The organism is Pseudolysinimonas sp., assembly GCF_044239695.1.
Taxonomy (GTDB): Bacteria; Actinomycetota; Actinomycetes; order Actinomycetales; family Microbacteriaceae; genus Pseudolysinimonas_A.
The window spans coordinates 26706-51051 of sequence record NZ_JBIIAW010000006.1 but is presented as its reverse complement, the minus strand read 5'-3'; the positions used below and the strand labels follow the sequence as shown (position 1 = coordinate 51051).

At 70.5% G+C, this 24346-nt stretch carries 20 protein-coding genes and 1 riboswitch; of the genes, 7 read left to right on the top strand and 13 right to left on the bottom strand.

Annotated elements, in window-relative coordinates:
• The first annotated feature begins 21 nt into the window (after window positions 1-21).
• Window positions 22-783: a DUF4184 family protein gene (locus ACILQS_RS02060; protein WP_395638436.1), complete on the top strand. Its 762-nt coding sequence runs from the start codon at window positions 22-24 to the stop codon at window positions 781-783.
• On the opposite strand, the gene ribH is transcribed toward ACILQS_RS02060, so the two are convergent.
• From ribH to ribD, 4 genes are read right to left on the bottom strand one after another with little or no spacing between them, the layout of a single operon-like run.
• Complete coding sequence (gene ribH / locus ACILQS_RS02055) at window positions 780-1250, bottom strand: 6,7-dimethyl-8-ribityllumazine synthase (protein WP_395638435.1); 471 nt, start codon at window positions 1248-1250, stop codon at window positions 780-782. The two genes, ACILQS_RS02060 and ribH, sit on opposite strands and share 4 nt — an antisense overlap.
• The gene (ribA, locus tag ACILQS_RS02050; protein ID WP_395638434.1) at window positions 1247-2566 is read right to left on the bottom strand and encodes a GTP cyclohydrolase II; all 1320 of its coding nucleotides are present in this window, start codon (window positions 2564-2566) and stop codon (window positions 1247-1249) included. The genes ribH and ribA overlap by 4 nt, the downstream gene beginning before the upstream one ends.
• On the bottom strand, window positions 2563-3165 hold the full coding sequence (locus ACILQS_RS02045) for a riboflavin synthase (RefSeq protein WP_395638433.1): 603 nt from the start codon (window positions 3163-3165) through the stop codon (window positions 2563-2565). Before ACILQS_RS02045 ends, ribA begins: the two co-directional genes overlap by 4 nt.
• Window positions 3166-4179, bottom strand: a complete 1014-nt coding sequence (ribD, locus tag ACILQS_RS02040; RefSeq protein WP_395638432.1) for a bifunctional diaminohydroxyphosphoribosylaminopyrimidine deaminase/5-amino-6-(5-phosphoribosylamino)uracil reductase RibD — start codon at window positions 4177-4179, stop codon at window positions 3166-3168.
• 71 nt (window positions 4180-4250) lie between these two features.
• Window positions 4251-4388: riboswitch (FMN riboswitch) on the bottom strand.
• A gap of 247 nt (window positions 4389-4635) precedes the next feature.
• On the opposite strand from ribD, the gene ACILQS_RS02035 reads away from it, so the two are divergent.
• On the top strand, window positions 4636-5499 hold the full coding sequence (locus tag ACILQS_RS02035) for a hypothetical protein (protein ID WP_395638431.1): 864 nt from the start codon (window positions 4636-4638) through the stop codon (window positions 5497-5499).
• A gap of 68 nt (window positions 5500-5567) precedes the next feature.
• On the opposite strand, the gene ACILQS_RS02030 is transcribed toward ACILQS_RS02035, so the two are convergent.
• Genes ACILQS_RS02030 through ACILQS_RS02015 form a run of 4 tightly spaced genes read right to left on the bottom strand, consistent with a single transcriptional unit; the run spans window position 5568 to window position 9026 of the window.
• A complete protein-coding gene (locus ACILQS_RS02030; protein WP_395638430.1) occupies window positions 5568-6116 on the bottom strand; it encodes a GNAT family N-acetyltransferase in 549 nt (182 codons plus the stop codon).
• A gap of 1 nt (window position 6117) precedes the next feature.
• Window positions 6118-7122 carry a tryptophan--tRNA ligase gene (gene trpS, locus ACILQS_RS02025; RefSeq protein ID WP_395638429.1) on the bottom strand — a complete coding sequence of 335 codons (1005 nt, stop codon included), beginning with the start codon at window positions 7120-7122 and terminating at the stop codon, window positions 6118-6120.
• Between the two features lie 8 nt (window positions 7123-7130).
• Complete coding sequence (locus tag ACILQS_RS02020; RefSeq protein WP_395638428.1) at window positions 7131-7961, bottom strand: exodeoxyribonuclease III; 831 nt, start codon at window positions 7959-7961, stop codon at window positions 7131-7133.
• 51 nt (window positions 7962-8012) lie between these two features.
• The gene (locus ACILQS_RS02015) at window positions 8013-9026 is read right to left on the bottom strand and encodes a YihY/virulence factor BrkB family protein (RefSeq protein ID WP_395638427.1); all 1014 of its coding nucleotides are present in this window, start codon (window positions 9024-9026) and stop codon (window positions 8013-8015) included.
• Window positions 9027-9301: 275 nt separating this feature from the next.
• Between ACILQS_RS02015 and ACILQS_RS02010 the strand changes: the two genes are divergently transcribed.
• Window positions 9302-14167: a hypothetical protein gene (locus ACILQS_RS02010; RefSeq protein WP_395638426.1), complete on the top strand. Its 4866-nt coding sequence runs from the start codon at window positions 9302-9304 to the stop codon at window positions 14165-14167.
• A 196-nt stretch (window positions 14168-14363) separates the two neighbouring features.
• Window positions 14364-15896, top strand: coding sequence for a sigma-70 family RNA polymerase sigma factor (locus tag ACILQS_RS02005; protein WP_395638425.1), 1533 nt, complete (start codon window positions 14364-14366; stop codon window positions 15894-15896).
• A 243-nt stretch (window positions 15897-16139) separates the two neighbouring features.
• On the opposite strand, the gene ACILQS_RS02000 is transcribed toward ACILQS_RS02005, so the two are convergent.
• The 5 genes from ACILQS_RS02000 to ACILQS_RS01980 form a co-directional block, all read right to left on the bottom strand.
• Window positions 16140-16913 (bottom strand): succinate dehydrogenase iron-sulfur subunit, encoded by a 774-nt coding sequence (locus tag ACILQS_RS02000; RefSeq protein ID WP_395638424.1) that lies wholly within the window; start codon window positions 16911-16913, stop codon window positions 16140-16142.
• Between the two features lie 2 nt (window positions 16914-16915).
• Window positions 16916-18712, bottom strand: coding sequence for a succinate dehydrogenase flavoprotein subunit (sdhA, locus tag ACILQS_RS01995; protein ID WP_395638423.1), 1797 nt, complete (start codon window positions 18710-18712; stop codon window positions 16916-16918).
• 13 nt (window positions 18713-18725) lie between these two features.
• Window positions 18726-19163, bottom strand: a complete 438-nt coding sequence (locus ACILQS_RS01990; protein WP_395638422.1) for a succinate dehydrogenase hydrophobic membrane anchor subunit — start codon at window positions 19161-19163, stop codon at window positions 18726-18728.
• Between the two features lie 2 nt (window positions 19164-19165).
• The gene (sdhC, locus tag ACILQS_RS01985; RefSeq protein WP_395638421.1) at window positions 19166-19594 is read right to left on the bottom strand and encodes a succinate dehydrogenase, cytochrome b556 subunit; all 429 of its coding nucleotides are present in this window, start codon (window positions 19592-19594) and stop codon (window positions 19166-19168) included.
• 128 nt (window positions 19595-19722) lie between these two features.
• Complete coding sequence (locus ACILQS_RS01980; protein ID WP_395638420.1) at window positions 19723-20856, bottom strand: glycosyltransferase family 4 protein; 1134 nt, start codon at window positions 20854-20856, stop codon at window positions 19723-19725.
• Window positions 20857-20964: 108 nt separating this feature from the next.
• Between ACILQS_RS01980 and ACILQS_RS01975 the strand changes: the two genes are divergently transcribed.
• From ACILQS_RS01975 to ACILQS_RS01965, 3 genes are all read left to right on the top strand, one after another.
• Window positions 20965-22089 (top strand): mannose-1-phosphate guanylyltransferase, encoded by a 1125-nt coding sequence (locus ACILQS_RS01975; RefSeq protein ID WP_395638419.1) that lies wholly within the window; start codon window positions 20965-20967, stop codon window positions 22087-22089.
• Window positions 22090-22117: 28 nt separating this feature from the next.
• Window positions 22118-23086 carry a nucleoside hydrolase gene (locus ACILQS_RS01970; protein WP_395638418.1) on the top strand — a complete coding sequence of 323 codons (969 nt, stop codon included), beginning with the start codon at window positions 22118-22120 and terminating at the stop codon, window positions 23084-23086.
• 153 nt (window positions 23087-23239) lie between these two features.
• Entirely contained in the window at window positions 23240-24313 is a 1074-nt protein-coding gene (locus tag ACILQS_RS01965; RefSeq protein ID WP_395638417.1) for a BMP family protein, read from the top strand.
• The last annotated feature ends 33 nt before the right edge of the window (window positions 24314-24346 follow it).

Below are 24346 nucleotides of genomic sequence, written 5' to 3'. Positions count from 1 at the left end.
AGTCGATGGCAGGATGACGCGGTGCCGTTCACTCCGAGTCATGCGATCGTCGCCCTGCCGTTCGCGCGCACACCGCTCCCGGCAGGCGCGGTCGCGATCGGGGCCATGGCGCCCGATCTGCCACTGTTCTTCCCTTGGGCGATCTCGTACGAACTGACCCACGGGTTCCCGAGCCTGCTCGTGGTGTCGCTGCCGCTCGCCCTCGTGCTCTACGCGGTCTGGCGGCTCGCGATCCGGCCCGCCGCCTCAGCCCTCCTGCTGCCGGAGGCGCTGAGGGCCCGGATGCCGTGGACCTGGGATCGCGTCGGTCGCCCCGATCATCCGGTACGCGCGGCGGCGCTCGTCGGAATCGCGGCTCTGATCGGTGTCGCGACCCACGTGTTCTGGGACCTGTTCACGCATCCCCGTCGCCTCGGCTCGGAGTGGATCCCGTCGCTCGGCGAGCGCTGGGGGCCGACCGTCGGCACGACGTGGCTCCAGCACGGCTCGTCGTTGATCGGCCTGCTCGTGCTCGCGGTCTGGGCGGTGCGCGCGTACCGGAAGGCAGGCGTCGTCCACCGCAGCGACCGGCCCGCGATTGCGATCGTGCGGGGTGCCGCGTGGGTCGCCGCCGGGGTGCTGCTGGTCGGCTCGTTCGCCGGGCAGGTCGCGCTCGACGGCATCCCGACCAGCTACCAGACGCTGCGCGACACGGCGTTCCCGGCCGGGACGACCGCGGGCGCGGCGATCCTCGTCGTCGCGCTGCTCGCGTCGATCGCGGTGCGCGTGCTCCGCCGCGGCTAGCCCCGGAGGTCCCGCAGGATCTTCGCCGTCGCGAGGGCGGCCTCGGCGGCACGCCCGCCGACATCCTCCTTCGACTCGGGCAGGCCGGCGCGGTCGAGCCCCTGCTGCTCGTCGTCGACGGTGAGCACGCCGAAGCCGACGGGCTTGCCGGTGTCGAGGGCGACCCGGGTGAGTCCGTCGGTCGCGGCGGCGGCGACGTAGTCGAAGTGCGGGGTCTCGCCGCGCACGATGACGCCGAGGGCGACCACGGCATCCGCGCCCGCCTCGAGGGCGGCTTTCGACACGACGGGCAGCTCGAAGCTGCCGGCCACCTGGATCTCGCTCACCGTCGCCCCGGAGGCGGCGAGCACCGCGCGGGCGCCGCCGAGCAGCCCCTCGGAGATGCGGGTGTGCCACAGCCCCGACACGATCGTGACCGTCAGGCCGGTGCCGTCGGTGTCGAGTTCGGGCATTCCTTCGCCGCTCATGAGTTTCCTTCCGCTGCGGACTGCAGTGCTTCTTCTTCCAGAAGCCGGGCGGCATCCAGGGTTTCGTGGTCGGGCAGCGCGTGCCCCATCCGGTCGCGCTTCGCGTCGAGGTAGCCCTCGTTGAACTCGCCGACACCGACGACCAGCGGCACCAGCTCGCTGACCTCGATGCCGCGCTCACGCAGCTGGCGGGCCTTCTCGGGGTTGTTCGAGAGCAGCCGCACCGAGCCGACGCCGAGGTCCTTGAGGATCGCCGTCGCCGCCCCGTAGTCGCGCGCATCGGCGGGCAGCCCGAGCTGGAGGTTGGCGTCGAGGGTGTCGAGCCCGTCCTCCTGCAGCTTGTACGCGCGCAGCTTGTTGATGAGACCGATGCCGCGCCCCTCGTGGCCGCGCAGGTAGATGACGACGCCGCCGTCATCACGGATGCGTTCGAGCGCGGCGTCGAGCTGCGGACCGCACTCGCACTTGAGCGACCCGAACGCTTCGCCGGTCAGGCACTCCGAGTGCACCCGCACGATCGCCCCGTCGGTCGGGCTCTGTCCGTCGGGCCCGGCCGAGATCCACGCCACGTGGTCGGCTCCGGTCGAGCGGTCGCGGTAGGCCCGCACCCGGAACGTGCCGTGCTTCGTCGGCACGTTCGTCTCCACCTCGAACGACACCCGCTCGGTCTCCGGGATCTCGACGACCGCGCTCGGATCGGTCTCGCACTTGCGCTCCTCCATGAAGCGGATGAGCTCCTCGATCGTGATGACCGGCACCCCGTGCTCGGCGCCGAGCGCCAGCAGCCCGGGCAGGCGCATCATCTCGCCGCCGTCCTCGACGATCTCGCCGATCACCCCGACCGGGGTCAGCCCGGCGAGCTTCAGCAGGTCGACGGTCGCCTCGGTGTGGCCGTCGCGCTCGCGCACACCTCCATCCACCGCCCGCAACGGGATGATGTGGCCGGGCCGGATCACGGATGCCGGGGTCGAGAGCGGGTCGGCGAGCACCCGCAGAGTGTGCGCGCGGTCGGACGCCGAGATGCCGGTCGAGAGCCGGTCGGCGGCGTCGACGCTGATCGTGTACGCCGTGCCGCGCGGGTCCTCGCTCTTGGCCCACATGATCGGCAGCCCGAGTTCGTCGGCCCGCGCGTTCGTCATCGGGGCGCACAGGTAGCCGGAGGTGTGCCGCACCGTCCAGGCGATCCACTCCTGGCTCGCGAACTGCGCCGCCATCACGACGTCGCCCTCGTTCTCGCGGCCCTCGTCGTCGGCGACGATGACGGGCTTGCCGTCGCGCAGCGCCTGAAGCGCCGTGGGGATGTCGGACAGTGTCATGACTTCTCTCCTTGGAACTGAAGCATCCGCTGCACCTGGCGGGCCAGGATGTCGGTCTCGATGTTGACCCGGTCGCCCGGTTCGAGCGTGCCGAGAACGGTCGCGGTGAGGGTCTCGGGGATGAGCGAGACCTCGAACCAGTCGTCGCCGGCGTCGCTCACGGTGAGCGAGACGCCGTTGACGGCGATCGAGCCCTTGCGCACGACGAGCGGGGCGTGTTCGGGATCCAACGAGAACCGCAGCACGCGCCAGGCATCCCCCTCCTCCCGCGACAACAGCGTCGAGGTGCCGTCGATGTGGCCCTGCACGATGTGCCCGCCGAGCCGGTCGCCGAGGGCGGCGGCGCGTTCGAGATCGACCTGCTGCCCGACTCTGAGGTCGCCGAGGGTCGACATCGCGATCGACACCGCCATGACGTCGGCGGTGAACCAGTCGGGTCCCTGGTCGACGACCGTGAGGCAGACGCCGTCGACCGAGATCGAGTCGCCGTGCGTCGCGTCGCTCACCGCGAGCGGCGCCCGCAGGGTCAGCCGGCCGGAGTCGCCCGACCTCTCCCAGGCGAGCACTTCGCCCAGTTCTTCGATGATGCCGGTGAACATCTACTTTCCTTCCACTGCATGCAGGTACAGGTCGTCGCCCAGCTGCTCGACGCTGTCGATGCGCAGTCGGCGGATGGCATCCATCGACCCGATGCCGAGATCCCCCACCGCGAGCATCGGGCCGCCCAGCAGCGCCGGCGCCAGGTAGATCGCGTATTCGTCGGCGTACCCGGCGGCGATGACGGCGGAGGCCAGCGTGGGCCCGCCTTCGACGTAGACCCGGCGGATGCCCTGCTCGTGCAGGTCGGCGAAGATGGCGTCGAGGTCGCGGGTGCGGGTCTCGAGCACCCCGCGCGGGTGTTCTCGGAGTTTCGCGGACGCCGGGATCTCCCGCTCACCCACGACGACCGGCAACGGTTGCGTCGGCTGCAGCTCGCCGGCATCCCCGCGCGCCGTCAGCGACGGGTCGTCGGCGAGCACGGTGCCGGTGCCGACGAGGATCGCGTCGCTCTGCGCCCGCTGCTCGTGCACCTTCTGCCGCGCGGCGGCACCGGTGATCCACTGGCTGGAGCCGTCGGCGGCCGCGGCCCGACCGTCGAGGGTGGAGGCCCACTTCACCGTCACCCACGGACGCCCGCGCCGCATCGCCTCGAGCCACGGGTGCAGCAGGGCCTCGGCCTCGTCGTGCAACGTGCCGTGCACGATCGGGATGCCGGCCTCCGCGAGCCGCGCGGCACCGTGACCCGACACCGCCCCCGGGTCGGGCACCGCGAAGACGACCTTGCCGATGCCTGCGGCGATGAGCGCCTCGGTGCAGGGTCCGGTGCGGCCGTAGTGGTTGCACGGCTCGAGGGTCACGACGGCGGTGAGGCCGTCGGCATCCACGACCTTCGACAGCGCGTCGATCTCGGCGTGCGGAGTGCCGGCGCCGCGGTGCCAGCCTTCGGCGACGATGCGGCCGTCGGCATCCAGCAGCACGCAGCCGACCTGCGGGTTGCCGCCGGTGACCGGTCCGCGCCGGGCGAGGTCGAGGGCGCGACGCATCGGTGCCTCGAAGGCTGCGGTCTCGCTCATCGTCTCTCCTGGTCAGTCCAGGGACGAGAGGGGTGGCGCAACCGGTGTGCGCACGCAGGGCGTGCACCGGCAGCGTGCATCCTCCCATCCGGACTTTGACCGTCGGTTCCGGATTTCCACCGGATCGGCTCCCCCGGGCTCTGGCGAGGCCTGAGGAGTTCGCGGACTATGACCGCCGGTGCGGGATTTCACCGCCCCTGGAGCACGTGCTTCGTGATCACCACCCTAAACCCGCCCGCCCCCGCGTGCATTCCCGGCGGCTCCCGGCCCCCTCCCGGGACGGGTGCGCAGAACTCAGGCGGGACCGACCTGCGTCGGCCGTTCGGCGGCGAGGGATGCCTTCCGGCCTGAGTTCCGCGCACGCGCACCGCCTCCACAGCCGGTTTCGCCGGCAGATGTCCCCGGCGAAGGAGCCGCGGCGGCCGACCGGCATCCGGGACGGGGAACGTCCTGAGGATGGATGACGTGCTCACTCGCGCCGACCTGCTCGGGCGGGGGTGGTCGGCCCGCGGGATCACCGGAGCCGTGAGGGCCGGAACGCTGATCCGCCTCCGGAACGGGCACTATGCGACGCCGACCGTCGACCCGGCGGTGCGGGTCGCGGTGCGGCACGGCGGCCGACTGGCATGCGTCTCCGAGCTGCGGCGCCGGGGCGTGTGGGTGCTCGCCTCGACGGTGACGCACGTGCAGGTGGCACCGAATGCCGCGCGACTCCGACCGGTCGACGACGTGGTCTCGCACTGGCATCCTCTCGTCGACCCCGCGGCGGCGTCGCCCTCGCACGTCGGGGTCGTCGATGCTCTCGTGCGGGCGGTCGAGTGCTTGCCGCGTGCACAGGCCGTTGCCGCGATCGACAGCGCGCTCAACTCCGGACTCGTCGCGCGGAGCGCTCTCGTGCTCGTTCGCGGGAACCCGCGGTTCGCGGCCCGCCTCTCCGAGGCGGACCCCTCGGCCCAGTCGGGGCTCGAGACGATCGTGCGGCTGCTCGCTCGCGATCTCGGCCTTCGCGTCGCCAGTCAGGTGCGCTTCCCCGGCATCGGCATCGCCGACCTCGTCGTCGAAGGCTGGATCGTGATCGAGACGGACGGGTCCGAGTTCCACGACGGGGAGGCGACGAGTTCCCGGGATCGCGGTCGCGACGCCCGCCACGCCGCGGCGGGGCGCACGGCCCTCCGCTTCCGGTTCTCGCAGATCGTCTACGACCTCCCGAGCGTCGCGGCGGCGGTCATCGGCGCCGTCCGGACGCATCGACGCGTTCAGAACTCAGGTCGAATCGCGTCGGTCGCGCAGCGTCGGGCGCGGCGGATCGGGCTCGCCTGAGTTCTGCACGCCAGGCACGACCGGCACGATCTGCACGACCCGCCTGCCGCGCACGGCGCGGGAGCGGCTCAGGGAATCGGCCAGCCGGGCTTGCGCTCCCGCGAGTCGCCGCTGGAGAGGATGCCGTGCCAGGCGAGCGGCACCGACCCGTCCCGCGCGGGGATCTCCGCGGCCGCCTCACCGGTGTAGGTGAACCCGGCGGAGCGGGCGGTCGCCGCCGAAGCCGTGTTGCCGACGACGCACTCCCACCGCACGAGGTCCCGGCCGTGCGAGAACGCGAAGTCGCAGACCGACGACAGGGCCTCACCCCCGTACCCGAGCCCGCGGTGGGGCGCGCCGAGCCAGAAGCCGACGTCGTCGCGTTCGGCCCGCAGCGCGATGACGCCGACGAGCGCGCCGCCCGACCGGATGGCCCAGGTGCACTCGGTGCCCCGCGTCCAGCCCGTGGGCACGTGGTAGTCGACGAAGTGCGCGGCGTGGGCGCGCACGTACGGCCACGGCGTGGTCAGGTACTGCTCGAACAGCGGATCCTGGCAGTACTCGGTGATGAGGTCGACATCCGCCGGGGACGGCTGGTCGAGCACGAGCCGCGCCGTGCGCAGCTGAGCAGGAAGCACGTCAGCGCCGCGGCAGGAACCCGATGCGGTCGTACACCTTCGCGAGCGTCGCCGAGGCGATCGCCTCGGCCCGCTCGGCATTGCCCGACAGCACGCGGTCGAGTTCGGCCGGGTCGGCGAGCAACTCCAACGCGCGATCCCGCACGGGCTCGAACTCGGCGACGACGGCATCCGCGGTCTCCGACTTGAGGTCGCCGTAGCCCTTGCCCGCGAACGAGTCGACGAGAGCATCCATCGGGGTCTTCGACAGCACCGACAGCATCAGCAGCAGATTCGACACCCCGGGCTTCTCGGCGGGATCGAAGCGGATGTCGCGGTCGGCGTCGGTAACGGCGGACTTGATCTTCTTCGCGTTCACGCTCGGGTCGTCGAGCAGCCAGAGGATGCCCTGCGGCGACTCGCCCGACTTCGACATCTTCGAGCCGGGGTTCTGCAGGTCGAAGACCTTCGCCGTCGCCGACTGGATGCGGGCTTCCGGCAGCACGAACGTGTCGCCGAAGCGAGTGTTGAACCGGTGCCCGAGGTCGCGGGTCAGCTCGATGTGCTGGCGCTGGTCCTCGCCGACCGGCACGATCTCGGCGTCGTAGAGCAGGATGTCGGCCGCCTGCAGGATCGGGTAGGTGAACAGGCCGACGGACGCGGCGTCCGATCCCTGCTTCGACGCCTTGTCCTTGTACTGGGTCATCCGGGCGGCTTCGCCCATCCCGGTGAGGGTGTTCAGCACCCAGCCGAGTTCGGCGTGCGCGGGCACGTGCGACTGCACGAACAGGATGCTGGATGCCGGGTCGATCCCGGCGGCGATGTACTGCGCGGCGGTGCGGCGGGTCGCTTCGCGGAGGGCCGCGGGATCCTGCGGCACGGTGATGGCGTGCAGGTCGACGACGCAGTAGACGGTGTCGTACTCGACCTGCAGGTCGCGCCACTGCAGGAGCGCGCCGATGTAGTTACCGGCGTGCAGCGAGTCGGCGGAGGGCTGCATCCCCGAGAAGAGGCGGGGCTTGGTCATGGTGGTCCTTAGAGCTGGTAGTCGACGACGAGGGGAGCGTGGTCGGACCATCGCTCGTCGTACGCCGCTGCCCGATCGACCTTCACCTCCACGACTTTAGCGGCCAGTTCGAGGGTCGCCGCCTGGTAGTCGATGCGCCAACCGGTGTCGGTGTCGAACGCCTTCCCCATGTTCGACCACCAGGTGTAGGGCCCGTCGACCTCCCCCGCGAACCGGCGCCCGACGTCGACGAAGCCGAGGCCCGCGCCCGCGTTGTAGCGCTCCTCGTCGGGGGACCCGAAGATCTGGTCGAGGTAGGCCCGCTCTTCGGGGAGGAAGCCGGACTTCTTGACGTTGCCCTTCCAGTTGCGGATGTCGAGGGTGCGGTGGCCGACGTTCAAGTCGCCCACGACGACGGCGAGCGGATTGTGGGCCTTCAGCTGGGCGAGGTGCACGAGCATGCCGTCGAGGAAAGTCCACTTCTGCTCCTGCTTGGGGGTGTCGACGACCCCCGACGGCACGTAGCAGGAGACGACCGTGACGACCGTGCCGTCGATGTCGTAGTCGGCCTCGAGCCACCGGCCGGCGGAGTCGAAGTCGTCGGCCCCGAAGGTCACCCGGTGCACTGAGGCCGCGCGGCGCGAGGCGATCGCCACGCCCGCGCGACCCTTCGCGGTGGCGGGGTCGTGCAGGATGTCCCACTCGTCACCGAGCAGCTCTTCGAGGTGGGAGGTCTCGGCCCGCACCTCCTGCATGGCCAGGATGTCGACATCCCGAGCGGCGAGCCACTCGCCCATGCCCTTGCGGAACGCGGCGCGCACCCCGTTGACGTTGACCGAGGCGAGGCGGAGGCGAGTCACCCCAGGGACATTACCGGCAGCCCCCGATGCCGAACGGGCGGCGTGGGGCGGTCAGCGTCCTCGACGCCGGAACAGCCGTGCGAAGAACCCCGGGTTCTCGGGCTCGGGCTCCGGCTCGTGGGCGGCGACGAGGGCGCGCGCGGCCTCGAGACGCGACGCGAAGACCTTCTCGTCGATGACGATGCCCTCGTCGGCGACGTCGACCGCCATCCAGGTCGCCGCGATCAAGATCACCTGCGATGCGAAGTTGTAGTAGATGAGCAGGCCCGCGACGACCGCGAAGGAGGCGATGAGGGGATTGTTCTGGGCACCGCCCAGGAGCAGCCCGCCGAGCACCGTGAGGACGGCGAGACCGATGGCGCCGATCGTCACCCCGTGCCGCAGGATGCGCGCGGGCACCTTCACCCCGGCGAGCAGCCGGTAGATGCCGGCGAGAGCGAGGCCGTAGACGATGACGGCGACGACGAGGGTGACCGTGCGACTCAGCACGAAGCCGACGACGGAGCGCGTGTCGATGTCGAGCCACTCGAGCACGAACTCGGTTGCCGTCGTCCCGGCGAACGAGAGCCCCGCCGCGACGAGGAGGAGGCTGGCGAGAGCGGCGCCGAGGCCGAGATCCACGAGCTTCTGCAGGACCGGGTTGGTGGTCGCGGGCGGGAGGTCGAACAGGGTGCGCACCGAGTCCCGGGCGCTCGCGAGCCAGCCGAGGGCGGTGAAGAGCAGACCGAAGACGGCGATGAGGCCCGAGATGCTGAAGGCGATGCCCGTGGGGAGATCCTCGGGGTCGATCGCGCCCGAGTCCGGGCCGTCCGCGGCGATCAGCCCCGGCACCGCCTGGTCGAGGGCGTCGACGATGACCTGCTGCAGGCCGGCATCCCGGCTGACGACGAGTCCCGCGATCGAGAAGCCGACCCAGAGGCCGGCGAACACCGCGAACAGGGCCTGGTACGCCATCCCGCTCGCGAGAATCGGACCGCGATCCTGCCCGTAGCGCACGACGACGCGCACCGGCTTGCGGCGCTGCACCCACGCGACGGCGGCCGTGATCGTGTCCTTCAGCGCCATGCGATCAGCCTAGGCGCGGGGCCGCGGAGGCCTTCGGGGGTTGACGTCCCCGGTGACCCACCAGTTGGGGGTACCATGCGACTCCGAGGGAGTGTCAGCATTTGTGCGGACACGGCCGCCCGAACGGTCGTACCCCGCTCCACCGCTGATCCCCCGCAGTACACCCGAACACCCGCAGCAGTTACCCGAAACCCCGCGACACCCCGACCCGACACCCGACGGCGCAGCGATCAGATGCGCCGGTCGTCTCGGACGTGCGCCGATTGGCATCCCCCATGTCTTCTGGCCTCGCCGCGCCCTCACGCGCCCGCATCCCCCGCACCCGTGCCCGCCGCATCCTGGCCGCATTCGTCGCGGTCGGCCTCGTCGCCGGCGGTCTGGTGCTGCTCGCCCCGACCGCGGCGTCGGCGGCCGTGCCCACCCGCGCGGCGAACACCAGCCAGGTCGTGGTCAAGGCCGGCGGACAGCGCGACGCCGGGACCGGCGCGGTCACCGGCCTCGCCGGCGTGCAGCTCGAGCTGCGGGCGACCAGCGGCAACGCCCTGAAGGCGACCTGCACGTCGGATGCCGACGGCGACTGCGTCTTCTCGATCGGCAACGACCAGCTGAACGCCAACGGCAGCAGCGACTTCTACGTCGTGCAGGCGTCGACCTTCCAGGCGGGCTCGCCGGCGGCAGCGGACTACTTCACCAACCCGACCTTCGTCACCAGCACCGACGGCAGCACGTTCACCTCGACCGACTACCGGCTCGCCGTCACCGATCTCGCCCAGAACACCACGCGCACGATCGGCGCGGGCGGGTCGGGCGCGGCGACGACCTCGGGGATCTGGCAGAACTCCTACGACAACCCCGCCGCCGCGTCGCAGTGCGGGCTGAACATCGCCCTGGTCTCCGACCTCTCCTACTCGGTCGCGATCAGCAACTCGCTCGACGACCTCCAGGAGGCCGCGAACGGCTTCGTCGACGCCCTCGCCGGTACGCCGTCGACGGTGTCGCTGTACACCTTCGGCACCACCGCTCCGGCCCCCGGCACGAGCACCCTCCTCAACCAGTCGACGCTCGACCCGGCGCACGTCAACGCTCTGCACGCCGCGATCGACGCGTACACGATCAGCAACCAGAGCTACACCAACTGGGATGCGGGTCTGCGGCAGTTGTTCGGCGCAGGCTACGACCAGGTCGTCGTGATCACCGACGGCAACCCGACGCGCAGCGGCATCCCGGCCAGCGGTTCGAGCAGCAACACCCGCTTCGTCGAGCTGGAGAACGCCGTGTTCTCGGCCAACACCCTCAAGGCGGCGGGCAGCCGGATCGTCACGGTGGGCGTCGGCGGCGCGAGCAACTTCGACGCCGGACAGAACCTGCGCGCCATCGCCGGCCCGACCGTGGGCTCCGACTACTTCATCAGCGGCTGGACGGAACTCGCCGCCGTGCTCGACGACCTCGCCCGCGCCAACTGCGAGGGCACCGTCACGGTCGTCAAGCAGGTCGTGCCGTGGGACGCCGCGGGGATCACCGGCGCGACGCCGACCGGCGGATGGGGCTTCGCCGCCCCGACGACCAGCACCGGCACCGTCACCCCGGCCACCGCGCAGACCACCAAGAGCAACCCGGGTCAGGGCGACAACGGCACGATCAACTACAAGCTCGCCGACATCCCGGGCGGCGCGACCTTCTCGATCGCCGAAGTGCAGCAGCCGGGGTACTCCCTCGTGCAGCAGGGCGGCAAGAACGCCGTGTGCGTGACGAACGGCACGACGGCCGTCGCGGTCACCAACGACGGAGCGCTCGGCTTCTCGGTGCCGGTCGGCAAGTCCGACATCGTCACCTGCACCGTGTACAACCGGGCGCCTCAGCCGAGCGCGACGATCACCGTCGAGAAGCAGTGGATCGTCAACGGCGTCGCGCAGACCCTCGGCGTCTTCCCCGACGGCTACGCCGCGACCCCCAGCGTCGCCGGGGCCACCGCGACCTGGGGCTCGGCGACCCAGGTGAACGCCGGCGCCGTCGTCATCGACGAGTCGGCGGTCACCGTGCCCGCCGGCTACTGCACCCTCACGGCGCAGCAGGCGACCGCGTTCAACGGCTCGGCGATCACGCCTGTCGACCTCGCCGGGGTCGCGACCTACACGACGCCGGCGCTCGCCACGGGGTCGTCGAACACCGTCACCGTCACCAACACGGTCGTCTGCACCGGGCAGCTCACCCTGCTGAAGAACGTCGAGAACGGAACGTCGGGCGGCACCGCCGCGCCGACCGCCTGGACGCTGACCGCGACCCCCGCGACCGGGGCCGCGATCTCGGGCACGAGCGGCGTCTCGGGTGCCGTCTCGGCGGGCATCCCGTACGCGCTCACCGAGTCGGGAGGCCCGGCCGGGTACCAGCAGACTGCGATCGTCTGCGCCGCGAGTGCGACCGGCCCGTGGACCGGCCCGACGGTCACGACCGTCACCGTCGCCGCGCAGCAGCACACCTTCTGCCGCTTCACCAACACCGCGATCGCCCCGCAGCTGCAACTGCGCAAGGTCGTCACGGACGATGTCGTCGATGCCGACAACTGGCGCCTGACGGCCACCTCGGCCGGCCAGACCACCGTCAGCGGCCTCGGTCTCGCGGCCTACGCCCCGGTCGTCGCCGGTGCTTCCTACGCGCTCGCCGAGTCGGCGGCCGACGGGTTCGACGACTCCGAGTTCCGTGCGAGCGCCTGGGTCTGCACCGTCACGGCCGGCCCCGGGGTCGGCACGACGGTCGGAACGGCCTCCGCCGTCACCCCGGCTCTCGGCCAGAGCATCGAGTGCGTCATCACCAACACCGTGGATGCCCTCGTCCCCCTGTTCACCAAGAGTGCGGGCACGGCCACGGCCGATGCCGTCGACGGCACCTGGGACATCACCTACACCCTCACCGCGACGAACCCGTCGTCGGTGCTCCCGCTCGTCTACGACCTCGTCGACACCCCCGACCTGCCCGCGGGAGTGCAGCCCGTCGCGGCGACCGTGACCCGGGGCCCGACGACGGTGCTCGACGTCGCGGCCTGGGCCGGCGGAGACCTCGTGATCGCCGACGACGCCCAGATCGCCGCCGGGGCTGCCCCGCACGTCTACACGGTGACTCTCACCGTCCGCATCCCCTCGACCGTCTCGCCCGCCGTTCTCGCCTGCGACGCCCCCGGCCATGGGTTCGACAACGAGGCCACGCTCACTCCGGCCTCCGGCGCGCCGATCACCGACGACGCCTGCGTCCCGGTGGTGCTGCCGACGGTCGCGCACACCAAGGTCGTGCGCGACCCGATCGCGCAGGACCCGGCGACGGGCGACTGGACCGTCGTCTACGACATCACCGTGACCGCGACCGGCAGCGGCGTCGCCCGCTACGACCTGGCCGACGCCCTCGGGTTCGGCGCCGGGATCACGGTCGTGTCGTCGTCGGTCGCCGCGGGTGCCGGAGCGCCGGTGCCGATCGCCGGCTGGACCGGAGCCGCCCCGCACACCTCGGTCGTCTCCGACGTGCCGATCGCCGGGGGCACCAGCCAGGTCTTCACCGTCACCGTCGCCGCCTCGGTCGCGTCCGGCGTGACGGGCACGGCGGCCGCCGACTGCGCCCTCGTCGCACCCGAGCTGGGAACCGGGTTCCTCAATCGCGCCACCCTGACCTCGGCGGGGGCGAGTGCGATCGCGTCCGACTGTGCGCAGCCGGTGACTCCGACGCTCGACAAGTCCTTCGTCTCGGCGGCCCAGAACGCCGACTCCAGCTGGGCCGTGACGTTCTCGGTGGTGGCGTCGAACCCCGCGGCCGACGCCGAGGTCGCCTACTCGCTGAGCGACGTGCCGGGCTTCCCGTCCGGCGTGACGATCACCGACCGCACGGTCACCCTCGACGGCGCCCCGCTCGTCTGGGACGGCACGTCCCCGCTCGCGTCCGGCCGCGTGCTGCCGGCCGGTGAGAGCGACACCTACCTCGTCGTCTTCACCGTCACCCTCGATGCCGGGATGCCGCCCGCACTCCGCGCATGCGACGTCGCCGGCTCCGGGCACGGCTTCTTCAACTCGGCGACGCTGACCGCGGGCGACGACACGCTGACGGATGCCGACTGCGGTCCCGTCGCCGAGTCGGTGCTGCCGCTCGTCGCGAAGACCGTCGACGCGGGCTACCCGCGCCAGCTCGCCGACGGCGACTGGGAGATCCGCTACCACGTGACCGTGTCGACGCCGGCCGGCACGACGATCGCCACGCGCTACGACCTCGACGACACGTTGGCCTTCGGCACGGGCACGACCATCGTGTCCGCCGCCGCCAGCGGCCCCTCGGGCGCGCTCCCCGCGTGGACGGGCACGGCGACCGGTTCCGTCGAACTCGCCGCCGACGTCCTGCTGCCCGCGGGCGCGAGTCACGAGTACCTCGTCACGGTCCGCGCCGAACTCGCTGCGGGAGTGACGACCTCGGCCGCGGCCGACTGCACGCTCGACGCGGCGGAGGGCGGGACCGGGTTCCTCAACACCGTCGTGCTGCGCAGCGGCACCGCGACGCGCACGGCCGAGGCCTGTGCCGCACCCGCACTCCCGACGCTCGTGAAAGCGCTCACCGCCGCCCCGGTCAAGCGGGCCGACGGCACCGTCGACATCGGCTACACCGTGACCGTGACGAACCCGAGCGCGCTCGTGCTGGTCTACGACCTCGACGACGAGCTCGGCTTCGCGTCCGGCGTCACGATCCTCGACGCCACGGTCGCCGGCCCGGCGGGCGTGACCGTCGACCCGTCGTGGAGCGGGGAGGGCGCCGACATCCGGATCGTCACCGCGCAGGAGCTGCCCGGCGGCGCGACGCACGAGTACACGGTGCTCGTGCACGCGCTGCCGACGCTGTTCGTCGCCGACGCCGACCTCGCGTGCCTTCCGGCGACCGCCGGACACGGCTACTTCAACGGCGCGGTCCTCACCTCGGGCGCGGACGTGCTGACCGACGATGCCTGCGCACCGATCGCCGCGACCGATCTGCCGACTCTGCCGCTGCCGCCGGACCTGCCGACGCTGGCTCTCACAGGAGCCACCGCGGGCGGTGGCCTGCTGCTCGCGATCACGTTGCTGGCGGGCGGATTCCTCCTGCTGATGTCCCGCCGTCGGCCCGCGCCGCGGCACTGACACGCGAGGCGCGGGGCGCACGCTACGGTGTGGCGACGGATGCGTCTGCCCCCCGAATAGGGGGGTGAGGCGCGGGTGAGAACCGGCGTCATAGTGGATCGAACGGGCTGTCTCTCTGATCGAGGCGATGTGGACTCACCATCCACGGAACCTCACGAACAAGGGACACAGAGAGGCCCGGGAATGGATCAGGGGGATGAGCAGTCAGGACGCGAAGCCAACCACTTCGGATGCGGAGCTGATCGAACGCGCGCGATCGGGGGATCCGCGCGCTTTCGGGGAACTGTGGCGCCGTCATTACCGTTCTGCCGCTCGCGTCGCCCGTCAGTTCACGTCGTCGATCGATGCGGACGACCTCGTCTCTGAGGCGTACGCACGGATCTACCAGCGTGTGCTGGCGGGCGGCGGGCCCACCGGGGCCTTCCGCCCGTACCTCTATACGACCATCCGTAATCTCGCGTCTAGCTGGGGAGCCGCGTCACGCGACATCCAGGTGGACATCATCGAAGACTTCGAAGACGACAGGATCCCGGACGACCCGGCGGCCTGGGCACTCGACCGTACGCTGACGGCGCGCGCGTTCCGCGCGCTCCCGGAGCGCTGGCAGACGGTGCTCTGGTACACCGAGGTCGAAGGCATGGACCCGCACGAGGTCGCCCCGCTCATGGGGATGACCGCGAACGGCGTCGCGGCGCTCTCCTACCGCGCGCGCGAGGGGCTGCGGAAGGCCTGGCTGCAGGCGCACGTCTCGGATGCCACCGCATCCGGGGAGTGCCAGTGGGCGATGTCCCGGCTCGGCGAACACGCCCGCGACGGCCTGTCGAACCGAGACCGCGAACGCCTCACCGTCCACCTCGCCGACTGCGCCAAGTGCACGATCGTCTCGGACGAGGTCGACGAGGTCGGCTCGCACCTCGCGATGGTCATGCTGCCGCTCGTGCTCGGCGGGGTCGCGGGCGGTTCGCTGCTGGCCACGCTCGGTCAGGCCTCGGGCGCCGCCGCCGCGGAGCTTCCCATCCCCGACGTGCCTCTCGCCCTGCAGACGATGGCCGGCAGCGGAGTGCTCGCCGCCCCGATCGTCGGCGGACTCTCGCTCGGCGCCGCGACCGGGGCGGGTTCGCTCGTCGGCGGGTTCGCGGTCGCCGCGGTCATCGCCGGAAGCATCGCGCTCGGGCTCGCGCCGACCGTCGGGGAGGACGGGGGCTCGCCCCCACCACCTGCCGCGGTCGAGCAGCAGACCGATCCCGAGGCGACCGGCGCCGTCGAGGGAGCCGTCCCCGCCGCCGACCTCGGCGACGGGGTGGTCGGAGACGTCCTCGCCGGCGACGTGCAGGGGATCGGCGAGACCCTCGGCGAGACCGTCGACTCGGTCATCGACACGATCACGAACGACGACGGATCGGTCATCGACGCCGATATCGCCCTGCGCCTCACCGGCACCGGCACCCCCGGCGCGACGGTCACGGCGCGGGCCGCGGGTCAGGTCTACGCGAGCGTCCAGGTGGATGCCTCCGGCCACTACGTTCTCGACATCGCCGCCTTCCCGAGCGGTCTCGCCTCGCTCGAGCTGGTGCAGACGGTCGACCGCAACTACCTCAAGGGACTGGTGCTCGGCGACAACCCGCTCGCCGAAGTGCTCGGCCTCCTCGACGGGCTCATCGGTGCCCTCATCCAACCGCTCGGGCTCTCGTCCGGCGGCGGCACGGTCGCCGTGCACCTCGTCGGCTGACCCCCGAGATGTCCCCCGAACCCGGGGGACATTTTTCTCGCGCGCCGCGTCATAACCGCGGGCCGCGCGGGTCTCTTCCTGTGAGGCCAACGACGGCCGCCCTCAACGTCCCAGCGAGGGCACCCTTTCCGGCCCCGCGGTGATCCCAGCCTCCGCGGGGTCGGATTCCTCACCATCACTCCATGATGCGAAAGGCCCCAGAACCGGCAGAGGGTTCTGGGGCCTTCTCGTGGGTACGGAAAGTCAGACGACCGTCAGGTCGAGCTTCGGCAGGCCGGGGTTGCCGCGGAGCACCGCCTGCTTCACCTCCGCGATCGCCTTCGTGACTTCGATGCCGCGCGGGCAGGCCTCGGAGCAGTTGAAGGTCGTGCGGCAGCGCCAGACGCCTTCCTTGTCGTTGAGGATGTCGAGGCGCACCTGCGAGCCCTCGTCGCGGCTGTCGAAGATGAAACGGTGCGCGTTGACGATGGCGGCCGGGCCGAAGTACTGGCCGTCGGTCCAGAAGACCGGGCACGACGACGTGCACGCGGCGCACAGGATGCACTTGGTGGTGTCGTCGTACACGGCGCGCTGGGCGACCGACTGGATGCGCTCCTTGTCGGGCTTGTCGCTCGCGATCAGGAACGGCTGGATGGCGCGGTACGACTCGAAGAACGGCTCCATGTCGACGATGAGGTCCTTCTCGAGCGGCAGGCCCTTGATCGCCTCGACGTAGATCGGCTGCGAGATGTCGAGATCCTTGATCAGGGTCTTGCAGGCGAGCCGGTTGCGGCCGTTGATGCGCATGGCATCCGATCCGCAGATGCCGTGCGCGCACGACCGGCGGAACGACAGCGAGCCGTCCTGTTCCCACTTGATCTGGTGCAGCGCGTCGAGCACGCGGTCGGTCGGGTACATCTGCACGTCGTAGTCGACCCAGCGCGGCTCCTCGTCGACCTCCGGGTCGAACCGGCGGATGATGAGGGTGACGGTGAACGCCTGCACGGGGGCCTCGGCGGCGGGGGCGTGCGTGGACATCCTCAGTACTTCCGTTCCATCGGCTGGTAGTTGGTGATCACGACGGGCTTCCAATCGATCGTGATGTGGTCGGCGGCGTCGGCGGAGTGCGGGTCGCCGGTGAGGTACGCCATCGTGTGCTTCATGTAGTTGGCGTCGTCGCGGTCGGGGTAGTCGTCGCGCATGTGGCCGCCGCGGCTCTCCTTGCGGTTGCGCGCCGAGAAGACGACGACCTCCGCGAGGTCGAGCAGGAAGCCGAGCTCGATCGCCTCGAGCAGATCGGTGTTGAACCGCTTGCCCTTGTCCTGGATCGACACGTTCTGGTACCGCTGACGCAGGGTGTGGATCGTGTGGGTGACCCGCTCGAGCGACTCGTCGGTGCGGAAGACCTGGGCGTTCTTGTCCATCTCCTCCTGCAGCTCCTTGCGGATGGCCGCGATGCGCTCGGTACCGGTCGCGTTCTTGAACTGCTCGACGAGTCCGATCACGAACGCGGCGGGGTTCTCGGGCAGCGGCGTGAAGTCGACGGTCTTCGCGTAGTCGACGGCGTTGTTGCCGGCGCGCTTGCCGAACACGTTGATGTCGAGCAGCGAGTTGGTGCCGAGGCGGTTGGAGCCGTGCACCGAAACGCAGGCGCACTCGCCGGCGGCGTAGAGACCTGGTACGACGGTGTCGTTGTCGCGCAGCACCTCGGCCTTGACGTTGGTCGGGATGCCGCCCATGGCGTAGTGGGCCGTCGGCATGACGGGCACCGGTTCCACGACCGGGTCGACACCGAGGTAGGTGCGGGCGAACTCGGTGATGTCGGGCAGCTTCGTCTCGAGCACTTCGGCGCCGAGGTGGGTGCAGTCCAGCAGCACGTAGTCCTTGTGCGGACCAGCGCCGCGGCCCTCCGCGACCTCCTGCACCATGCATCGCGAGATGATGTCGCGCGGCGCCAGGTCCTTGATCGTCGGCGCGTAGCGCTCCATGAAGCGCTCGCCGCTCGCGTTGCGCAGGATGGCTCCCTCGCCGCGCGCGCCCTCGGTCAGGAGGATGCCGAGGCCGGCGAGTCCGGTCGGATGGAACTGGAAGAACTCCATGTCCTCGAGCGGGATGCCCTTGCGCCAGATGATGCCGACGCCGTCGCCGGTGAGAGTGTGGGCGTTCGAGGTCGTCTTGTAGATCTTGCCGAAGCCACCGGTGGCGAAGATGATCGACTTCGCCTGGAACACGTGGATCTCGCCCGTCGACAGCTCGTAGGCGACGACGCCCGACGGCTGCTCGCGGCCCTTGACCGTGGTCATGACGACATCCAGCGCGTAGTACTCGTTGTAGAACTCGACGCCGAGCTTCACGCTGTTCTGGAACAGCGTCTGCAGGATCATGTGCCCGGTGCGGTCGGCGGCGTAGCAGGCCCGACGCACGGGCGCCTTGCCGTGGTCGCGGGTGTGGCCGCCGAAGCGGCGCTGGTCGATCTTGCCCTCGGGCGTGCGGTTGAACGGCAGACCCATGTTCTCGAGGTCGAGGATGGCGTCGATCGCCTCCTTGGCGAGAATCTCGGCCGCATCCTGGTCGACGAGGTAGTCACCGCCCTTGACGGTGTCGAAGGTGTGCCACTCCCAGCTGTCCTCCTCGACGTTCGCGAGCGCCGCGGCCATGCCGCCCTGCGCCGCGCCGGTGTGCGACCGGGTCGGGTACAGCTTCGTGATCACGGCCGTGCGGGCCTTCGGGGCGGCTTCGATCGCCGCGCGCATCCCGGCTCCGCCCGCCCCCACGATGACGACGTCGTACCGGTGGTAATGGACGCCGTCGATGACATCCCCGTCTTCAAAGTCCATGTGGTGCGGCGCCTTAGAGAGTCGAGCAGAACTGGGGCAGGATGTCGGCGGGGGTCCCGGCCGGGCAGGGATCGAACGTCGTCAGCACGAGGCTGCCGAGCACGAGCAACGACACCGTCGAGATGGCGAGCAGCACGAGGAACACGACGCGCAGACGACCGCGGGCGTAGTCGTTGATGATCGTCCGCATGCCGTTGGAGCCGTGGATCAGGGCGAGCCAGAGCAGCAGCATGTCGTAGACGATCCAGAACGGATCGGCGAGCTTGCCGGCGACGAAGGCGAAGTCGATCGCTTTTACGCCGTCGCCGAGGAAGAGGTTCACCAGGAGGTGGCCGAAGATCAGCACGACGAGCAGCACGCCCGACAAGCGCATGTAGAGCCAGCCCCACATCTCCCAGTTGACGCGGCGGCGTCGGGGGGCTCGTTCGTTCGGCATCGGGATGGCGGTCATGTTCACTCGCCTCCGAAGATGTGCATGAGCTGCCGCGGGATGAACCCGACGAGCAGCACGGCCCACAGCGCGATGACGATCCAGAACATGAGGCGCTGGATGCGGGGGCCGATCGCCAGGAAGTCGATCGCGATGATCCGCAGCCCGTTGAGCGCGTGCAGGCCGATCGCGGCGACGAGTCCGATCTCACCGAGACCCATGATCGGGGTCTTGTACGACTCGATCACGACGTCGTAGCCGGCCGGCCAGATGCGGATCAGCGACGTGTCCATGATGTGCACGAGCAGGAAGAAGAAGATGGCGACTCCGGTGATCCGGTGGAGCACCCAGGACCACATGCCCTCACGACCGCGGTACAGGGTTCCGACGGGTCGCTTCAGGGTCTTCGTGGTCTTGGGAGCCCGGATCTTGGCCGCGGCCTCGGTGGACACGGATTCCTCCTCGTACTCCAGAGTGGATTGTCTCCAAGCGGGGTGGCGCCGCAGGTGGTTCGGTACGGCTCAGTCTAGGCCCGCCCCGCGGCGGTCGCAGGGAAGGCGGGCCTAACCCCGACGGACGTTCACGGCCGGGCGTCGGCGAGGGCGCGGGCGGTGACGACCTGCCCGTAGAACTCGAGGAGGTCGTCGCAGATCGCCGACCAGGAGCGGCTCAGCACGCGGCGTCGGCCGGCTTCGCCCATCCGGGCCCGCAGTTCGGGAGCGGCGACCAGCCCGGCGACCGCCTGCCGGAGGTCGCCCTCCACCGCGGGTTCGTACAACACGCCGTCGACCCCCGAGTCGACGAGGTCGATCGGGCCTCCCGCTCGGGGCGCGACGACCGGAAGCCCGCTCGCGTGCGCCTCCTGAAGGGTCTGGCCGAAGGTCTCCTCGGTCCCGGTGTGCACGAAGACGTCGAGCGCGGCGTAGGCGTTCGCGAGATCCTCGCCGCCGAGCGCACCCAGGAACTCCACCGGCATCCCGTCGAGCACCCGGGTGAGAGCGGGCCGCGACGGTCCGTCGCCGACGATCACGAGGCGCATCCCCGGAACGCCACGGAGTTCGGCCAGGCGTTCGAGGCTCTTCTCCGGGGCGACCCGGCCGATGTAGCCGACGATCGTCTCCCCGTTCGGCGCGAGCCGCGACCGCAGCTCGCGGGCACCCTCGCCATCGCGCCGGCGCGGGTGATAGCGCTCCAGGTCGACCCCCCGGCCCCAGCGTGCCAGGCGCGGCACTCCCGCCGCGCGCAGGTCGGTGAGTGCCGAGGTCGACGGGGCGAGGGTGAGGTCGGCGCCCTCGTGGATCCATCGGGTGAGCCGTTTCGCGAACGCGCTCGCGGCGGACAGCCGGTTGCGTTTCGCGTAGCCGGAGACGTCGGTCTGATAGATCGCGACGCTGGGCACGCCGAGCCGATTGCCGGCGGCGATCGCCTGCGCGCCGAGCAGGAACGGCGAGGCGACGTGCAGCACGTCGGGTTGGAACGCCGCGAGCAGACCGCTCACCTGCGCGTTCGGCAGCCCGACGGGGAACTGCCGGTAGGCCAGCGCCGGCACCTGGCTCACGGGGAATCCGGCGTACTCGCGGGGGGAGCCCGCGGCCGGTGCGACGACCATCGCCTCGTGGCCGCGTGCCGCGAGATGCTCCAGCACCCGCACGACCGAGGTGGTCACGCCGTTGACCGTCGGCAGGAAACTCTCGCTCACGACTGCGACCCTCATGCCGCGACGGTAGGTGCGTTCGCCGCGGGCTCCGGCGACGACGGCGTGACCGGACGGTGTACGTCCGCTGAAGAGTTGACCAGAAGCGGCCCCGATACGCTGGCACGCATGGCCGACCGCTCCGATGCCCTCGCCCGCTTCTACAGCGTGATCCCGGCGGGCGGTGTCGGATCGCGGCTCTGGCCCCTCTCGCGTGCCGACGCGCCGAAGTTCCTCCATGACCTCACCGGTTCGGGAAGCACGTTGCTGCGCGGAACCTGGGACCGGCTGGCACCGCTCTCCGGTGACCAGCGCATCATGGTGGTCACCGGCCGCGCCCACCGCGCCGCCGTGGAGGCGCAGCTCCCCGAACTCGTCGACGCGAACATCGTGCTCGAGACCGAGCCGAAGGACTCCTCGGCCGCGATCGGGCTGGCCGCGGCCATCCTGAAGCTTCGCGAGCCCGACGTGATCATCGGGTCGTTCGCCGCCGACCACGTCATCGGCGACGTGCGCTCCTTCCGCCGCGCGATCGAGCAGGCCGTCGTGGTCGCGGATGCCGGCTACATCGCGACGATCGGCATCACGCCGACGGAACCGGCGATCGGATTCGGCTACATCCATTGCGGGGAGGCGCTCGGGATCGAGGGCGCGCCGAAGGCGCTGCGGGTGGAGAGCTTCGTCGAGAAGCCCGACCTGGCGACCGCCGAAGGCTACGTCGAGGGCGGCGATCATCTGTGGAACGGCGGCATGTTCGTGTCCCGGGCCGACGTTCTGCTCAAGCAGATGCGGCAGACCCAGCCCGAACTCGTCGCCGGGCTCGAAGAACTCGCGTCCGCGTGGGACGACCCGACGACCCGCGGCCCCGCCGTGGACCGCATCTGGCCGGGGCTCATCAAGATCGCGATCGACTACTCGGTGGCGGAGCCGGCGGCCGCGGCCGGCAAGCTCGCCGTCATCCCGGGCACCTTCGACTGGGACGACGTCGGCGACTTCGCGTCGATCGCGAAGTTGCACTCCGGGGGCCGTAAGAACGACCTCGCAATCCTCGGCGAGAACGCGCGCGTGCTCGCCGACGCATCCAGCGGCGTCGTCATCAGCCAGAGCGACCGCATCATCTCGCTCATCGGTGTGCGCGACATCGTGATCGTCGACACCCCCGACGCGCTCCTCGTCACGACGACCGCGAACGCCCAGCGCGTGAAGAGCGTCGTGGATGCCCTCAAGCTCTCGGGCCGCTCCGAGGTGCTGTAGCGACCGCACACTGTCCTAGCGTGGACCCGTGAGCATCCCCCTCGTCATCGACACCGACACCGCCCAGGACGACTGCGTCGCGATCCTCGTCGGGCTCCTCGACCCCGCCGCCGACCTGCGGGCGATCACGATGGTCGCCGGCAACGTCGGGTTCGAGAGCCAGGTGAAGAACGCCTGGATGACGCTCAACGTCGCCGATCGGCTCGACGTCCCCGTCTACCTCGGGTGCCGACGCCCGCTCGTGCGCGAATGGGTCTCCGCCGAGAACGTGCACGGCGACGGTGGCGGCGGGCTCGCGATCGACGAGAGCGGACTCGCCCCGCAGGCCGAGCACGGGGTGGATGCCCTCATCCGCCTCGCCGCGGAAGCGCCGGGGGAGCTGACGATCGTCTGCATCGGGCCGCTCACCAACATCGCGATGGCGATCATCAAGGATCCGGGTTTCGTCGCCAACGTCAAGTCGCTCTACATTATGGGCGGCTCGAACAACGCGCGCGGCAACATCACCGCCGCCGGGGAGTTCAACTTCTACGTCGATCCGGATGCGGCCAAGACGGTGTTCGCGGCGGGCTTCGCCGACATCGTCGTCGTGCCCTGGGCTCCGCTCACCCTCGTCGACGGCGTGTTCGACCGTGACGAGATCTCGCGCATCGCGGCCGTCGGCACGCCGCTGGCGAAGTTCGTCGTGCGCGTCTGCGAGGCGACCCTCGCCTTCGACGAGTCGGTCGGCATCATGGGCTCGACGCATCCCGACTCCCTGACGGCCGCGCTCGTGCTGCACCCCGAGCTGATCGCCGCGAGCGCTCGGTACGCCGTCGATGTCGAAGCCGACTCGGAGCTCACCCGCGGGTACTCGGCGATGTCGTGGGGGGTCCACGGACTGCCCGAGAACGCGACCGTGATCGAGTCGGTCGACCGGCTCGCGTTCCTCGACTACTTGATCTCCCTGCTGAGCCTGGAAACCACGCCGCCGAGGCCGTTCAGCCCGGTTCTGTAGGCGATCATTTCCGCCACATTTCGCATGTGTCGCGATCGGGTAACTAATCGCCCACGGGGGCCGGGCGGGTAGTGGCCGCGTGTGACGCCGCGTTACTCTGGGCCCATCACACCCCGGCGTCCCCGCCGGGGCTTTTGCACATGGAGGACCCAAGTGAACCTGATCACCCGTAAGCGTGCGCTGCTGAGCATCGCGCTCGCCGGCGCGAGCGCGCTCGTGCTCGCCGGCTGTGGCGCCGCCCCTGAAGAGGGCGATGGCGGCGGCGAGGCTGTCGACTTCACCGCCTGCGCCGTCTCCGACGAGGGCAGCTGGAACGACAAGAGCTTCAACGAGGCCGCCTACGACGGTCTTCTCAAGGCCGAAGACGAGCTGGGCGTGTCGATCAACGACGCCGAGTCGCAGTCGATCGAGGACTTCGAGCCGAACCTCACCCAGATGGTCGAGGTCCCCTGCGACGTGACCTTCGCGGTCGGCTTCAACTTCTCGATCAACGACACCATCTTCACCGTCGCCGACGCCAACCCGGACTCGCAGTTCGTCTGGATCGACGGCTGGAACCAGGGCCAGACCAACCTCAAGCCCATCACCTACGCGATGGAGCAGTCGTCCTACCTCGCCGGCTACCTCTCGGCGGCCTACTCGACGACCAAGGTCATCGGCACCTACGGCGGCCTCGACATCCCCGCCGTGACCGCCTTCATGGACGGCTTCTACTACGGCGCCAAGGCCTACGAGGCCGAGACCGGCACGGCCGTCACGGTCCTCGGTCGCGACCCGATCGCCGGCACCGGCACGTTCACCGACCCGGGCCTGTCGTTCGGCGACACCGAGGGCGCGAAGTCGATCTCGGCGGGCTTCCTCGCCGAGGGCGCCGACGTGATCTTCCCGGTCGCGGGCGGCCTGTTCGCCTCGACCGCTGAGGCGATCACCGAGTCGGGTTCGACCACCGCCGTCTTCCTCGGCGTCGACAAGAACATCGCCGTCACCTCGCCCGAGTACGCGGACCTCGTCCTCACCTCGGTCGAGAAGCGCATGACGCAGGCCGTGTTCGACATCATCTCCGACCTGTCCTCGGGCGGCGAGTTCGACGTCGAGGCGTACGTCGGCACCCTCGAGAACGACGGCACCGCGCTGTCGGACAGCGACAAGATCTCGGACGAGCTCCTCGCGAAGCTCGACGAGCTCAAGGCCGGGATCATCGACGGATCGATCGACCCGCTCGCCTGATCCGCAGTCCTAGATCGGCGATGAGCTGATCGA

What these genes read in the sequence shown, in the direction of transcription:
- ribH (WP_395638435.1), bottom strand. Translation starts at nt 1,250, where the DNA reads ATGAGCGGCGAAGGAATGCCCGAACTCGACACCGACGGCACCGGCCTG.
- ribA (WP_395638434.1), bottom strand. Translation starts at nt 2,566, where the DNA reads ATGACACTGTCCGACATCCCCACGGCGCTTCAGGCGCTGCGCGACGGC.
- ACILQS_RS02045 (WP_395638433.1), bottom strand. Translation starts at nt 3,165, where the DNA reads ATGTTCACCGGCATCATCGAAGAACTGGGCGAAGTGCTCGCCTGGGAG.
- ribD (WP_395638432.1), bottom strand. Translation starts at nt 4,179, where the DNA reads ATGAGCGAGACCGCAGCCTTCGAGGCACCGATGCGTCGCGCCCTCGAC.
- ACILQS_RS02035 (WP_395638431.1), top strand. Translation starts at nt 4,636, where the DNA reads ATGGATGACGTGCTCACTCGCGCCGACCTGCTCGGGCGGGGGTGGTCG.
- trpS (WP_395638429.1), bottom strand. Translation starts at nt 7,122, where the DNA reads ATGACCAAGCCCCGCCTCTTCTCGGGGATGCAGCCCTCCGCCGACTCG.
- ACILQS_RS02015 (WP_395638427.1), bottom strand. Translation starts at nt 9,026, where the DNA reads ATGGCGCTGAAGGACACGATCACGGCCGCCGTCGCGTGGGTGCAGCGC.
- ACILQS_RS02010 (WP_395638426.1), top strand. Translation starts at nt 9,302, where the DNA reads ATGTCTTCTGGCCTCGCCGCGCCCTCACGCGCCCGCATCCCCCGCACC.
- ACILQS_RS02005 (WP_395638425.1), top strand. Translation starts at nt 14,364, where the DNA reads ATGAGCAGTCAGGACGCGAAGCCAACCACTTCGGATGCGGAGCTGATC.
- ACILQS_RS02000 (WP_395638424.1), bottom strand. Translation starts at nt 16,913, where the DNA reads ATGTCCACGCACGCCCCCGCCGCCGAGGCCCCCGTGCAGGCGTTCACC.
- sdhA (WP_395638423.1), bottom strand. Translation starts at nt 18,712, where the DNA reads ATGGACTTTGAAGACGGGGATGTCATCGACGGCGTCCATTACCACCGG.
- ACILQS_RS01990 (WP_395638422.1), bottom strand. Translation starts at nt 19,163, where the DNA reads ATGACCGCCATCCCGATGCCGAACGAACGAGCCCCCCGACGCCGCCGC.
- ACILQS_RS01980 (WP_395638420.1), bottom strand. Translation starts at nt 20,856, where the DNA reads ATGAGGGTCGCAGTCGTGAGCGAGAGTTTCCTGCCGACGGTCAACGGC.
- ACILQS_RS01975 (WP_395638419.1), top strand. Translation starts at nt 20,965, where the DNA reads ATGGCCGACCGCTCCGATGCCCTCGCCCGCTTCTACAGCGTGATCCCG.